Genomic DNA, 13584 nt, shown 5'->3' with positions numbered 1-13584 from the left:
GAGTTGCATGGCCATCCAAACGCGTCGTTTGCTGCCCCCACGCCGCTGGCCGGCGCTGTGCCTGGCGCTGGCGTTGCCGCTGAGCGCCAGCGCCGCACCGTTGCCGCCATCGGCGCCTGCAGCACCCGCGGCACCCGCGGCACCCGCGCCACTGCCGGCCGGCGACTGGCGCGGCAGCCTGGCGCTGGATGCGCGGCGCATGGCCGCGGTGCAACTGCTGCAAAAAGCCGGCAAGACCCGCCTGCAGTTCGGCGCGCCGCTGAACTGCGGGCTGAGCCTGCTCGCGCAGGATGGCGCTGCCTACCGTCTGGAGTCGATCAACGGCGGCATCTATTGCGACAGGCTGCTGGGCAAGACCCTGACCGCGCAGCGCAGCGCCGACGACCTGCAACTGCGCATCGACGGCACGCCGCTGCCGCTGCTGCTGCACAGCTTGCCGGCGCCGGCGAGTGCGCTGCAGGGCAACTGGCGCCTGCTCGCAGGCACCAGCGGCGCCAGCCGCCCCGCGGCGTTGACCCTGAAGATCGCCGCCACGCCGTTGGCGCCCGGTGCCGCCGTGGCCACGCTGCGCTACGGCAGTCCGCGCGATTGCCAGATCGAAGCGCGCTATGCCGGCACGCGCGACACCACCGTGGTGCTGTCGCTCGGCGTGAACGACGCCGGCTATTGCGGGCGTCTGAGCGATGGCCAGGCCGAACTGCAGCCGCAGCAGGACGGGAACGTCAGCCTGCAGATCTTCGACCGCCTCGGCACCCGCGCCGACAGCGGAACCCTGCAGCGCATGCCTTAGCCCGGGCGACCGCCGCCCCTCGCCACACGGCGGCGGGGCAGCACGCCTCTGTCGCCGCCGGCCCATCCAGGAGTGCTCCGATGAACGCATGGATCCAGGACATGGGCGCGGCGGCACGGCGCTGGCTTGCCGGCGTCGGCACGGCCGCCGCCGCGCGGGTTCCGCCGCCGGGCATCCTGCCGCAGCTGCGGGTGGAGTGCGAGGCGATGGCGCGTTACGCGCTCGAACACGGCATGGCGGTTCCGCCGGAACTGGTCGCGCGCCTGTCGGCGTTGCTGGACGGCATCGCGCCCAGCGCCGCCGGCAGCGAGCACGGCGCGTACGAGCTGGCGGTGACGCATCGGCGGCTGGCGCAGATCATCCGCCCGGCGACGCCGCAGGCGGTGTTCCTGCTCGATGCGGAGCGCCGCCGCCGGCACTGGGCGACCTTGCTCGGCCCGTTGCCGCTGGTGCGCGCGCTGACCGCGACCTCGCTGCTGTTCCTGTTCGCGGTGGTGGCATCGGCCTTGTCCAACGATGTCAGCGCCGACAATGTGCGCCTGGGGTTCCTGGATTCCTCCGGCAGCGTGCTGCTGTGGAATGCCGTGTTCCTGCTGTCCTGCGCCGGCCTGGGCGCCTCGTTCTCGTCCCTGTTCCAGGTGCATCGCTACGTCGCCAACGCCACCTACGATCCCAAGTTCGATGCGTCCTACGGCGCGCGCATGATCCTGGGTCTGATCGCCGGGCTGATCCTGGTCGAGGTGCTGCCCGGCGACCTGTTCGAGAGCGGCGGCATGCGCACGTTCGGCAAGCCGACCCTGGCGATGCTGGGCGGATTTTCCGCGACCGCGGTGTACCGGTTGCTGCAGCGCCTGGTCGATTCCATGGAAACGCTGGTGCGCGGCGACGCCGCGGCGCAGACCCAGGCGACGCTGGAGGTGCAGCGCGTCGGCAACGATTCCGAACGCATGCGCTGGCAGGGCGAACTAGCCGCGCAGCTGATGGCGCTGCAGCAGTCGATCGACGCCGGGACGCCGCCTGCCGCGGTCCAGCAGCGGCTCGCCGATTTCGCCCGAGCGGTGCTGCAGGCGGACAACCCGGCGCTTCCGGCCGCGCTGCCGAAGCCGGACTGATCGCCGCCGCCGCCACGCCGCTGCCGGCGCCTGCCGTTGCGCCGGCGGCGGCGTGTTCGCGTGCGCGCCGGCGGCGCGGCAGGCACGACGTTTTCTCCGCTGCCAAGCACACATTGCGCGCCGTTTCGATAGCGCATGTCTACGCAGCGAGACGAATGCGCGAATCCCTGCAAGTTCAGGTATGGCCGCCACCCATATCAGCCTGCGGCCGATGGCTGCAATTGCGCGGCGTGACAAGCTGATTGCGCCACGCAAGTGGCGTCACGCTGTCGCATCGGTTCAAAAGGGGCGTTTCGCGCCGTAGGGAACGCGTGTTTTCGCGCGGCGGCGAGGAGCGTAGGGAGATCCATGGCGAGGACAACGGATAGAGAATGAAAACACGTATCGTGATTGCCGCCGAGCGCAGCATCGTGCTGGAGGGCATGGTCGCCCTGTTGAACAACACGCCGGACATCGACGTGGTCGGCCATGCCGCCGACGGACTGGAATGCGTGCAACTGGTGACCAGGAGACAGCCCGACATCGTGCTGATGGACGTGATGCTGCCGGGCCTGAACGGGATCGAGGCCACGCGCCGGCTGCTGCAGCGCAGCCCGCAGAGCAGGGCGATCTGCATCGCCGCCTCCGATGCGGCGGCCAACGTGCGCGCAGTCATCGATGCCGGGGCCAAGGGTTACCTGGCCCGCAACAGCACCTTCCACGAACTGCTGCGGGCGATCCAGCAGGTCAGCAACGATCAGCTTTACATCAGCCCGGGCCTGTCGCAATCGCTGGTCAGCGAGTACCGCTGCCCGCAGGGCGACGCCGTTTCCGCCTATACGCTGCTGACCTCGCGCGAACGCGAAATCGTGCAGTTGCTGTCCGAAGGCCTGTCCACCAAGGAAATCGCCGCGCGGCTGCACATCAGCGTCAAGACCATCGGCACCCACCGCGAGCACATCATGCTCAAGCTCGGCATGCACGGCATCGCGCAACTGACCCGCTATGCGATCCGCGAAGGGCTGTCGCCGCTGGACGGCGGCATGGCGACCAGCAGACGTGCGGACAGCGACCGGCAGCGGCTGCTCAGCAACTGCGGCTGAGCGGCGCGTGCAAAGCCCCTTTCCCGTCGTGAGAGGGGTTGGGGTGAGGGTCCGGCGCGAAAGCGACTCGTAGCGTTGGGAGCACGGGGCTGCGCCCTTACCCTCATCCGCCCCTTAGGGGTATCTTCTCTCGAGGAAGAGAAGGAACTGATGCCTGCGCCGCTCAGCCGTGCGGCAGGCGCGCGCGCATCAGCGCGGCGACCGCCTGCGCGCCGGGATCGGCCTGCGCCTGCAGCGCCCGGCGCACCGCGTCCACGTTGGCGGACGGATGGTTCTGGCTGAGCTTGAATTTCAGTTCCACCCGCTCCGGCTCGAAGCGGAAGCCGACGATGCCGCGCAACTGGCGCCGTTGCGCGTCGTCATGCGGCTCGAAGCGCCAGTCGCTGCCGAGCGCGCGCTCGTGGCGTTCGCTGAGCCGCGCCACCAGGTCGGCCAGCAGGGTTTCGTCGTCGCTCACCTGCAACCGGCCATGCAGCTGCGCGGTGGCGTAGTTCCAGGTCGGCACCCGCGCCATCGCCTCCTTGTCCGGATACCAGCCCGGCGACACTTAGGCATGCGGGCCATGCACGATCAGCAGCGCCGGGCCGCGGTGCCGCGCCTGCGGATTGGCACGCGCCCAATGGCCCTCGATCACGATGCGCGTGCCGTCGCGGCGGTACAGCACCGGCAGCGGCGTGGCGCAGGGCAGGCCGTCGTCGCCGACGGTGACCAGGGTCGCGAACGGATCGCGCGCGATCAGCGCGTCGAGCGCGCCCAGGTCGGTTTCGGCGAACGCCGGCGGGATATGCATCGGCGGCTCAGGCGCGCGTGCCCAGGGTCTGGGTCATGCGTCCGCGCAGCGCCGCGTCGTCGTCGGCCTGCGGCGGCGCCACTTCATGCAGCGAAAATCCGCGCGCCAGCGCATCGTCCTCGTCCAGGCCGTCGTAGGCGACGAACTCGGCGTCGAACAGCGCCGCCTGCGCGGTGTCCTCGCTGTCGTAGCTGAGCGTGTTGCCGTCGCTGTCCAGCACCTCGGCGGTGCCGGCCGCGCGCACGCGCAGGCGCGCCCACACCAGGATGCGGCCGAGGCTGGCCAGGTACCACCGATCGGCGGCGGATGCGTCTGACGTCATGGAATCACCAGGGAAAGCAGCCAGAGCAGGGCCGCCATGCCCAGGCCGAAGAAGATGGTCAGCAGCGACAGCCAGGCCGGCGTCGCCAGCCCGGACAGCGAACGGTCGCCGAGCGTGCGGTAGCGCCGCGCCAGCAACCAGCCCAGCGCCACCGGCTTGAGAAACGCGCCGGGGCCGAACGCCGCGACCAGCGGCGGATGCCGGTCGCGGATATGCACCAGGGTCAGCGGCCAGAAGATCAGGAACGCGCTGCACCCGGCGATGGCCACGCCGACGAAGCACAGCGCGAAGAACAGGATCATGGTGCGTCCTCTGGATGCCTCAGAACTCGGCGCTGCCCGGCGCGCGCGGGTAGGGGATCGCATCGCGGATGTTGCTCAGCCCGCAGATGTAGACCACCAGGCGCTCGAAGCCCAGGCCGAAGCCGGCGTGCGGCACCGTGCCGTAGCGGCGGAAATCGCGGTACCAGCCGTAGTGCTGCGGGTCCAGGCCGAACTGCACCATGCGCGTGTCCAGCACGTCCAGACGCTCCTCGCGCTGGGCGCCGCCGATGATCTCGCCGATGCCCGGGGCCAGCACGTCCATCGCCGCCACGGTCTTGCCGTCGTCGTTCAGGCGCATGTAGAAGGCCTTGATGTGCTCGGGGTAGTTGGTCACCACCACCGGGCGGCCGACGTGCTGCTCGGTCAGCCAGCGCTCGTGCTCGGTCTGCAGGTCCAGGCCCCATTCCACCGGGAACTCGAAGGTGTGCCCGGATTTCTGCAACAGGGTGATCGCGTCGCCGTATTCGATGCGCTCGAACGGCGAGTTGATGAACGTCTCCAGCTTGCTGATCGCGGTCTTGTCCAGGCGCTCGGCGATGAACGCCAGGTCGTCGCCGCGCTCCTCGAGCACCGCGCGGAACAGGTGCTTGAGGAAGTCCTCGGCGACCCGCGCGTTCTCGGCCAGGTCGGCGAAGGCGATCTCCGGCTCGATCATCCAGAACTCGGCCAGGTGGCGGGTGGTGTGGCTGTTCTCGGCGCGGAAGGTCGGGCCGAAGGTGTAGACCTTGCTCAGCGCCAGGCAGTAGGCCTCCACATTGAGCTGGCCGGACACGGTCAGGAAGGTTTCCTTGCCGAAGAAGTCGCGGCCGAAATCGACCTGGCCCTTGCCGTCGCGCGGCAGGTTGGCCAGGTCCAGGGTCGACACGCGGAACATCTGCCCGGCGCCTTCGGCGTCGGAGGTGGTGATGATCGGGGTGCTGATCCAGTTGTAGCCGTTCTGGTGGAAATAGCGGTGCACTGCCTGCGCCAGGCAGTTGCGGATGCGGGTCACCGCGCCGAACAGGTTGGTGCGCGGGCGCAGGTGCGCGACCTCGCGCAGGAATTCCAGCGAATGCGCCTTGGGCTGGATCGGGTAGGTCTCCGGGTCCTCGACCCAGCCCACCACCTCGATCACCTCGGCCTGGATCTCGAAGCTCTGGCCCTGGCCCTGCGAGGCGACCAGGCGCCCGCGCGCGATCACCGCGCAGCCGGCGGTCAGCCGCTTCACGTCCGCCTCGTAGTTGGGCAGCTCGGCCGGCGCCACCACCTGGATCGGCGCGAAGCAGGAGCCGTCGCTGACGTTGACGAAGGACAGCCCCGCCTTGGAATCGCGCCGGGTGCGGACCCAGCCGCGTACCGTCACTTCGCCGCCCGCCGGGATCTTCCCGGCCAGCGCATGCTCAACGCTCACCACCGTCATGACTTGAATCCTCGCCGCAGCGACTCGATATGGAACGGGCAAGTGTACTGGCTGAACCGCGGCGCTTGCGAGGCGTGGCGCGCATCCGCCGCCGCGCTTCCTCCCTATAATGACCGTTCGCTGTTCCCGGAGTCGTTCGCCATGGCCATTCACCTCACTCCCGTCGCCTTCGAGCGCGTGCAGCGCTTCGTCGCCCAGACCCCTGGCGCGCTGGGCCTGCGCTTCGGTGTGGAACGCACCGGTTGCTCGGGATGGGGCCACGTCACCGACTTGGCGCGCGAGGCGCACCCGGACGATGCGGTGTTCGAGCAGGACGGCGTGCGCATCTACGTCGATGCCGCCAGCCTGCCGCTGGTCGATGGCACCGAGATCGATTTCGCCAAGCAGGGCCTGGGCGAGACCTTCATCTTCCGCAATCCCAACGCCACCGCCGAATGCGGCTGCGGCGAGAGCTTCACCACCGCCGCCGAGCATGCGGCGGCCGCCGCGGGCTGAGCGCCGGCGCTGCGCTCACCACGCGTAGTGGGTCAGCACCAGCTGCGGATCCAGGTCCAGCCGCGCGAAGCCGATCTCGCAGACCTGACCTTCGGTGAACTGCGCGCATAGCGCCTCGGTGAGCCGCAGGCGCAGCCGCAGGCGCGGCATGTCGACCGCACATACGCGCGCCGCTTCGAAATCGAAGTAACGCCCGACCGCGCCGAACGCGGCCTTGAACAGGCTTTCCTTGGCCGAGAACAGCGCGGTCAGCAGCGCATCGTGCGACCACTGCGGATCGGCCGCGGCGGCCAGCATATCGGCTTCTTGCGCATTGATCGCCATGCTCAGCACGGCTTCGCGCGCGGCGGGCGCGAGCAGCCGTTCCAGGTCGATGCCGATGCCGCGGCCCTGGCTGGCCGGCAGCGCCACCGCCGCCGCGCAGCCGTCGCCATGGGAAATGCTGCCCAGGCTGCCGGCCGGCCAGCGTGGCTCGCGCGCCGCACCGATCGCGATCTCGGCCTGCGCGTGCGCCGGACCCAGCGCTGCGCCCAGCGCCAGCCGTGCGGCCAGCCGCCCGAACAGGAATTCCGCCTGGCGCTTGCGCACGCTGCGCGCGACGCTGTCCGGGCAGGCGATCGCGGCCGCGGCGAAGGCCTGCGGCTGGAAGCGCTCGGCATCGAAGGCAAGCGCGTACAGCGGCGTGCCGTCGTCCAGCAGGTAGCGGCGTGCGCTGCGCAGGGCGATGGCAACTGCTGGCGGCAGTTCCAGCTGCAGCGGCTTGCCGATGCGCAGGGTAGGGTCGGCGTGCAGGTGGGCGTTCAATGCGCGTCCCTGGACGACGTGCCGCAGGGCCAGGCGCGTGCGGCGCAGCATTCGGCGCGGCGCACCCACGCAGGCCGGGCCGCAGGGGCGCGGCCTGCGGCAGCAGCGGGCAAGGCCGGGGAACGTGCACGCAGGCGTGCAGCACGCAGGCTTACAGGAAGAAGCTTGGCTTCGGTGGGTGAGTGCGGGGGCGGTCTGCGATTCACCCGGCAAGTGTCGCAAAACCGGCGCCGCCGCGGCAGCTGCGGCCCATGTCGGCGCATCGTCCGCAGCAGGCGACGCCCGCCGTGCATGCACCGGCGGGCGCCAACTTGCGGCGCGGCCCCTGCGCTGCCATACTTTCCGGCTTCCTGCGCCCGTCGTGGCGGGATCCCTTGCCCCACCGCACCCGTTTTGGGCCTCGCGGGGGGCTGTCCGGCCCTCGGGCCACATCCGAAAGGTATAACCACATGAGTCGTCATTACGAAATCGTGTTCCTGGTCCATCCGGACCAGAGCGAGCAGGTCCCGGCCATGATCGAGCGCTACAAGTCGCTGGTCGAGAACGGCAGCGGCACCATCCACCGTCTGGAAGACTGGGGCCGCCGCCAGCTGGCGTACCCGATCCAGAACCTGGTGAAGGCGCACTACGTCATGCTCAACATCGAAGTGGACCAGGCCATCCTCGCCGAACTGGTCGAGAGCTTCCGCTTCAACGACGCCGTGCTGCGCCATCTGGTGATCAAGCGCGACGGCCCGGACACCGAGCAGTCGCTGATCATGAAGAGCAAGGACGAGAAGGGCGACAAGCCCGAGCGTAGCGAGCGCCGTCGCCGCGACGACGAGGAAGGCGATGCGCCTGCCGCCGCCACCGAAACCGACGGCGACGCCGCCGAAGCCGCCTAAGGAGCACTGCCATGTCCAAGTTCTTCCGTCGCCGCAAGTTCTGCAAGTTCACCGCCGAGGGCGTCAAAGAGATCGATTACAAGGATCTCAACACCCTGCGCCAGTACCTCACCGAGAACGGCAAGATCGTGCCGAGCCGCGTGACCGGCACCAAGTCCAAGTACCAGCGTCAGCTGGCCACGGCTGTCAAGCGCTCGCGTTTCCTGGCGCTGATCCCGTACACGGACAACCACGATATTTGATCCGAGTCCCTCGGAAGAGCCCGCACATCCATGTGCGGGGTCCAACAGGAAAGCGGTTCTTTTTCAGGTCCAACTCTCCATTCCCGTCCTATTCGGACAGCACGCGTTGCGTCGGCCGTGAGCCGGCGCTAACGAATAACGGAGCAACACCATGCAACTGATTCTTCTGCAGAAAGTGACCAACCTGGGCGGCCTCGGCGACAAGGTCGACGTCAAGCCGGGCTATGGCCGCAACTTTCTGGTGCCGCAGGGCAAGGCCGTGCCGGCCACCGCCGCCAACATCGCCGAGTTCGAGGCCAAGCGCGCCGACTACGAAGCCAAGGCGCAGTCGATCCACGCCGACGCCGAGGCCCGTGCGGCCAAGCTGGAAGGCGCCAGCGTGACGGTCAAGGCCAATGCGTCCACCGAAGGCAAGCTGTACGGCTCGGTCGGCCCGCGCGACATCGCCGAGGCGTTCACCGCCGCCGGCCTGCCTCTGGAAAAGGGCGAGGTGGTGCTGAGCGAAGGCGCGTTCCGCAACATCGGCGAGTACGAGGTGCTGGTGCGCCTGCACGCCGACGTCGAGACCACGGTCAAGGTCGTGGTCGAAGCCGAAGCCTGATCCACGGTTTCCTGCTGTACCGAAACGGGCACCGCAAGGTGCCCGTTTCGTTTGCGGCCTCCGGCCCCGGCCCCCGCTGGCTGCCGTTATACTCATCGGTTCGTGCCTGTTTCCTGTCCTGCGATCGTAGTCGTATCAAGGGCTTGGGAGCGGGACTTCACCTGGATATTCATTAGCGGCAGCGCGTGCCGGCATGCCGGCCGCGCCTGCCATGGATTGCCTGCCCCATGCGCCTGTCGACCATCAAGCTGTCCGGCTTCAAGTCCTTCGTCGATCCGACCACGCTGCACCTGCCGACCAACATGACCGGCATCGTCGGTCCGAACGGCTGCGGCAAGTCGAACATCATCGACGCGGTGCGCTGGGTGATGGGCGAAAGCTCGGCCAGCCGCCTGCGCGGCGACTCCCTGACCGACGTGATCTTCTCCGGCTCCTCGGCGCGCAAGCCGGTGTCGCAGGCCACGGTGGAGCTGATCTTCGACAACTCCGACCATACTATCTCCGGCGAGTACGCCTCGTTCAACGAGATCTCGGTCAAGCGCCAGGTCAGCCGCGACGGCGGCAGCAGCTACTCCCTCAACGGCACCAAGTGCCGGCGCCGCGACATCACCGACCTGTTCCTGGGCACCGGCCTGGGCCCGCGCAGCTACTCGATCATCGAGCAGGGCATGATCAGCCAGATCATCGAGGCGCGCCCGGAAGACCTGCGCGTCTACCTGGAAGAGGCCGCCGGCATCTCCAAGTACAAGGAGCGGCGCAAGGAGACCGAGACCCGCATCCGCCATACCCGCGAGAACCTGGAACGCCTGGGCGACCTGCGCGAGGAGATCGGCAAGCAGCTCGAGCACCTCAAGCGCCAGGCGCGCCAGGCCGAGCAGTACCAGGCGCTGCAGGAAGAGCGCCGGGTCAAGGACGCGCAGTGGAAGGCGCTGGAATACCGCGGCCTGGACGGCCGCCTGCAAGGCCTGCGCGAGGCGCTGGGCCAGGAAGAGACGCGCCTGCAGCAGTTCATCGCCGAACAGCGCGACGCCGAGGCGCGGATCGAGACCGGCCGCGTGCGCCGCGAGGAAGCCGCCGACGCCTTGAGCAAGGCCCAGGCCGAGGTCTATCAGGTCGGCAGCACGCTGGCGCGCATCGAGCAGCAGATCCAGCACCAGCGCGACCTGTCGCAGCGCCTGCACAAGGCGCGCGACGAAGCGCAACTGGCGCTGGCCGAACTCGGCCAGCACATCAGCGGCGACGAGGCCAAGCTGGCGCTGCTGCGCGAGTCGGTGGACATCGCCGGGCCGCAGCTGGAGCAGTTGCAGGAAGACAACGACTACAAGCAGGAAGCGCTGCGCGAGGCCGAGGCCAGGCTGGCCGACTGGCAGCAGCGTTGGGAAACCCACCAGCGCTACACCGCCGAGGCCTCGCGCGCCGGCGAAGTGGAGCGGACCCGCGTCGATTACCTGGACCGGCAATCGCTGGAAGCCGAGCGCCGCCGCGAAGCGCTGGCCGCCGAGCGCGCCGGGCTGGACCTGGACGCGCTGGCCGCCGCCTTCGAACAGGTGGAGCTGCAGCACGAGACCCAGCGCGCCGCGCTGGACGGACTCAACGAACAGGTCGAAACCCGCAAGCAGGCGCTGACCGCGCTGCAGGAACAGCAGCGCGGCGCGCAGGCCGAGCTGGCCGAGGTGCGCAAGCAGGCGCAGGCCGCGCGCGGCCGGCTGTCGTCGCTGGAAACCCTGCAGCAGGCCGCGCTCGGCCAGGAGCAGGGCGCCGCGGTGGCCTGGTTGAAGGCGCGCGGGCTGGATTCGGCGGCGCGCGTGGGCGAGCGCATCAGCGTCGAAAGCGGCTGGGAAAACGCGGTCGAAGGCGCGCTCGGGCAATTGATCGAAGGCGTGCTGGTCGCGGCGCCGCAGACCCTGGTCGATGCGCTGGGCGAACTCGGCGAAGGCCGCATCGCGCTGGTCAGCAGCGACGAAGAGGCCGGCAACTTCGCGCCGACCTCGCTTGCCGCCAAGGTGCAGGGCCCGATCGCGATCCGCCGCCTGCTGTCGCGGCTGCACGCGGCCGAGGACCTCGCCGCCGCACGCGCCTTGCTGCCGCAGCTGGGCGAGGGCGACTCGGTCATCACCCGCGACGGCGCGCGCCTGGGCGAGGGCTGGCTGCGCGTGTCGCGCTCCGGCGCGGCCAAGCAGGGCGCCTTGCTGCGCGAGCGCGAGATCCAGGCGCTGCGCGGCCAGATCGATGCGCTGCAGGACCGCGAAGCGGAACTGGACCAGCGCCTGGCGAGCCTGCGCGAGCAGTCGCTGGCCGCCGAGCAGCAGCGCGAGGAAGCGCAGCGCCAGCTGTACCAGGCGCACCGCAGCGTGTCCGAACTGGCCGGGCAGTTGCAGAGCCAGCAGGGCAAGGTGGATGCCGCGCGCACCCGCATCGCGCGCATCGAGACGGAGATCGCGCAGCTGCTGGAAACCCTGGACAGCAGCCGCGAGCAGGCACGCGAGGCGCGCTCCAAGCTGGAAGACGCGGTCACCAGCATGGGCGACCTGGAAAGCACCCGGCACATGCTGGAGAGCGAGCGCCGCCAGCTCACCGAAGCGCGCGACCTGGCCCGCGATGCCGCGCGCCGGGTGCGCGAGGCCTCGCATGCGCTGGCCCTGACCCTGGAATCGCAACGCACCCAGATCGCCTCGCTGAGCCAGGCGCTGGAGCGCATGGGCAACCAGCGCGGGCAGCTGGATTCGCGCCTGGGCGAACTCAGCGCGCAGCTGAGCGAAGGCGATTCGCCGGTGCATGCGCTGGAAGCCGAGCATCAGGCCGCGCTCAGCGAACGCGTACGCACCGACCGCGCGCTCGGCGAGGCGCGCGCGCTGCTGGACGGCATCGACAACGAATTGCGCGGCCTGGAACAGACCCGCCAGCAGCGCGACGAACAGGCATTGGCGCAGCGCGAGCGCATCGCCCAGCGCCGCCTCGACCAGCAGGCGCTGGTGCTCAGCGCCGAGCAGCTGTCGGCGGCCGTGGTCAAGGCCGGTTTCGTGCTCGAGGACGTGATCAACGGCCTGCCCGACCAGGCCGATCCGGCCGAGTGGGAGCAGGCGGTGCAGCAGATCGACGGGCGCATGCGCCGGCTGGAGCCGGTCAACCTGGCCGCGATCAGCGAATACGGCGAGGCCGCGCAGCGCGCCGAATACCTGGAAGCGCAGGACATCGACCTGAACACCGCGCTGGAAACCCTGGAGGACGCGATCCGCAAGATCGACCGCGAAACCCGCGGCCGCTTCAAGGACACCTTCGACCGGGTCAATGCCGGGGTGCAGGCGCTGTATCCGCGCCTGTTCGGCGGCGGCCACGCCTATCTGGAACTGACCGGCGAAGACCTGCTCGACACCGGCGTGGCGATCATGGCGCGCCCGCCCGGCAAGCGCGTGTCCAGCATCTCGCTGCTGTCCGGCGGCGAGAAGGCGATGACCGCGGTGGCGCTGGTGTTCGCGATCTTCCAGCTCAACCCGGCGCCGTTCTGCCTGCTCGACGAGGTCGACGCGCCGCTGGACGAAGCCAACGTCGGCCGCCTGGCGGCGATGGTCAAGGAAATGAGCGAGAAAGTGCAGTTCCTGTTCGTCAGCCACAACAAGGCCACGATGGAGGCGGCGCACCAACTCAGCGGCGTCACCATGCGCGAGCCGGGCGTCAGCCGCCTGGTCAGCGTGGACCTCGAGGAAGCCGCGCGTTTGGCGGGCGCGGCCTGACGTGACATGCTAAATACCTTGTCTTCCCCCTACGCACCCCTGCCGGAGTAACCCCCGTAATGTCCGACATGGCACTGCTGCGCATCGGCATCCTCGCCGCCGGTCTGTTGCTGATCGCGGCGATCTTCCTGTTCGGCCGCCCGAAGAAACCGACCCAGGGCCGGCGCGTGGAACCGGCCGACCCGGCCGCGCCGCGGCGCGAGCCTTCGCTCGGCGATGCCGCGGTTGCCGCCGACGGCGACGCGCTCGCCGCGCCCGACCAGGACGGCGCCCTCGGCCAACCCGAACTGGGCCTGTCCGCCGCCGAAGCGGCCACCGCCGAACTCGGCAAGCGGCCGAGCCAGGACTTCGACAAGATCGTGTCGCTGTACGTTGCCGCGCGCGCCGGGCAGGTGCTGCGCGGCGAGGACATCGTTGTTGCCGCCGAGAAGACCGGCCTGGTGTTTGGCCACATGAACGTGTTCCACCGCCTGATCGAAGGCCATCCGGAGCGCGGCCCGATCTTCAGCATGGCCAGCATCATGAAGCCGGGCAGCTTCGACATGGCCCACATCCGCGAGATGGAGACCCCGGCGATCGCGTTCTTCCTGACCCTGCCGGCGCCGCTGACCGCGCTCGACGCCTGGGAGAAGATGCTGCCGACCGTGCAGCGCATGGGCGAACTGCTGGACGGCGTGGTCTTGGACGACAGCCGCAACGCCCTTGGCCGGCAGCGCATCGCGCACATCCGCGACGAACTGCGCGCCTACGACCGCCAGCACCAGGCGCCGCCGTTGACGAAGGCGCCGCGCTGGTAGGTTCGGGACTCGGGACTCGGGATTTTCGCAAGTTCGGCGCATTTTTGCTTTTCTGTAGGAGGGGCTTCAGCCCCGACGCGTTACCGGTAAGGCGTCGGGGCTGAAGCCCCTCCTACAAAAAAAGCAGCTGCGCCGGAGCTGCAAAAAAAAAAGCCGCTTTTTTTAAAAAAAATCGGCCCTTTTTGCATCAAATCGCTTGACATCGATTTGCC

At 69.3% G+C, this 13584-nt stretch carries 13 protein-coding genes and 1 pseudogene; 9 read left to right on the top strand and 5 right to left on the bottom strand.

Annotated features, from left to right (window positions below; all coding sequences use genetic code 11):
* The first annotated feature begins 7 nt into the window (after nucleotides 1-7).
* The 3 genes from KHF85_RS11230 (at nucleotide 8) to KHF85_RS11220 (ending at nucleotide 2984) form a co-directional block, all read left to right on the top strand.
* Nucleotides 8-790, top strand: a complete 783-nt coding sequence (locus KHF85_RS11230) for a hypothetical protein (RefSeq protein ID WP_284566744.1) — start codon at nucleotides 8-10, stop codon at nucleotides 788-790.
* Between the two features lie 206 nt (nucleotides 791-996).
* On the top strand, nucleotides 997-1902 hold the full coding sequence (locus KHF85_RS11225) for a hypothetical protein (RefSeq protein ID WP_284569531.1): 906 nt from the start codon (nucleotides 997-999) through the stop codon (nucleotides 1900-1902).
* A 371-nt stretch (nucleotides 1903-2273) separates the two neighbouring features.
* A complete protein-coding gene (locus KHF85_RS11220; RefSeq protein ID WP_284566743.1) occupies nucleotides 2274-2984 on the top strand; it encodes a response regulator in 711 nt (236 codons plus the stop codon).
* Between the two features lie 163 nt (nucleotides 2985-3147).
* On the opposite strand, the pseudogene KHF85_RS11215 reads toward KHF85_RS11220, so the two are convergent.
* The 4 genes and pseudogenes from KHF85_RS11215 to asnS all read right to left on the bottom strand — a co-directional run bounded on the left by KHF85_RS11215 (nucleotide 3148) and on the right by asnS (nucleotide 5818).
* A pseudogene (locus KHF85_RS11215) lies at nucleotides 3148-3774 on the bottom strand (FMN-binding negative transcriptional regulator).
* Between the two features lie 7 nt (nucleotides 3775-3781).
* Complete coding sequence (locus KHF85_RS11210; RefSeq protein WP_003473758.1) at nucleotides 3782-4096, bottom strand: hypothetical protein; 315 nt, start codon at nucleotides 4094-4096, stop codon at nucleotides 3782-3784.
* Entirely contained in the window at nucleotides 4093-4398 is a 306-nt protein-coding gene (locus tag KHF85_RS11205) for a hypothetical protein (protein ID WP_064540119.1), read from the bottom strand. Before KHF85_RS11205 ends, KHF85_RS11210 begins: the two co-directional genes overlap by 4 nt.
* 19 nt (nucleotides 4399-4417) lie before the next feature.
* Complete coding sequence (asnS, locus tag KHF85_RS11200) at nucleotides 4418-5818, bottom strand: asparagine--tRNA ligase (protein ID WP_284566742.1); 1401 nt, start codon at nucleotides 5816-5818, stop codon at nucleotides 4418-4420.
* 141 nt (nucleotides 5819-5959) lie between these two features.
* Here asnS and KHF85_RS11195 point away from each other — a divergent pair, with 141 nt between their 5' ends.
* Complete coding sequence (locus KHF85_RS11195; RefSeq protein WP_284566741.1) at nucleotides 5960-6313, top strand: HesB/IscA family protein; 354 nt, start codon at nucleotides 5960-5962, stop codon at nucleotides 6311-6313.
* Between the two features lie 15 nt (nucleotides 6314-6328).
* On the opposite strand, the gene KHF85_RS11190 is transcribed toward KHF85_RS11195, so the two are convergent.
* Nucleotides 6329-7117, bottom strand: a complete 789-nt coding sequence (locus KHF85_RS11190; protein ID WP_284566740.1) for a 4'-phosphopantetheinyl transferase family protein — start codon at nucleotides 7115-7117, stop codon at nucleotides 6329-6331.
* Between the two features lie 449 nt (nucleotides 7118-7566).
* On the opposite strand from KHF85_RS11190, the gene rpsF reads away from it, so the two are divergent.
* The 5 genes from rpsF to zipA all read left to right on the top strand — a co-directional run bounded on the left by rpsF (nucleotide 7567) and on the right by zipA (nucleotide 13372).
* Nucleotides 7567-8001, top strand: a complete 435-nt coding sequence (gene rpsF, locus KHF85_RS11185) for a 30S ribosomal protein S6 (RefSeq protein WP_003473337.1) — start codon at nucleotides 7567-7569, stop codon at nucleotides 7999-8001.
* Nucleotides 8002-8012: 11 nt separating this feature from the next.
* Entirely contained in the window at nucleotides 8013-8243 is a 231-nt protein-coding gene (gene rpsR, locus KHF85_RS11180; RefSeq protein WP_003473336.1) for a 30S ribosomal protein S18, read from the top strand.
* A gap of 151 nt (nucleotides 8244-8394) precedes the next feature.
* Nucleotides 8395-8844 (top strand): 50S ribosomal protein L9, encoded by a 450-nt coding sequence (gene rplI, locus KHF85_RS11175; RefSeq protein WP_003473782.1) that lies wholly within the window; start codon nucleotides 8395-8397, stop codon nucleotides 8842-8844.
* Between the two features lie 227 nt (nucleotides 8845-9071).
* Complete coding sequence (gene smc, locus KHF85_RS11170) at nucleotides 9072-12575, top strand: chromosome segregation protein SMC (RefSeq protein WP_284566739.1); 3504 nt, start codon at nucleotides 9072-9074, stop codon at nucleotides 12573-12575.
* A 59-nt stretch (nucleotides 12576-12634) separates the two neighbouring features.
* Nucleotides 12635-13372 carry a cell division protein ZipA gene (zipA, locus tag KHF85_RS11165; RefSeq protein WP_003473330.1) on the top strand — a complete coding sequence of 246 codons (738 nt, stop codon included), beginning with the start codon at nucleotides 12635-12637 and terminating at the stop codon, nucleotides 13370-13372.
* Nucleotides 13373-13584 lie beyond the last annotated feature (212 nt).

Origin of the sequence: Xanthomonas graminis pv. graminis (genome assembly GCF_030168915.1) — a bacterium.
In the GTDB taxonomy this organism is placed as follows: Bacteria; Pseudomonadota; Gammaproteobacteria; order Xanthomonadales; family Xanthomonadaceae; genus Xanthomonas_A; species Xanthomonas_A translucens.
This window is presented reverse-complemented; position numbering and strand designations above follow the sequence as displayed.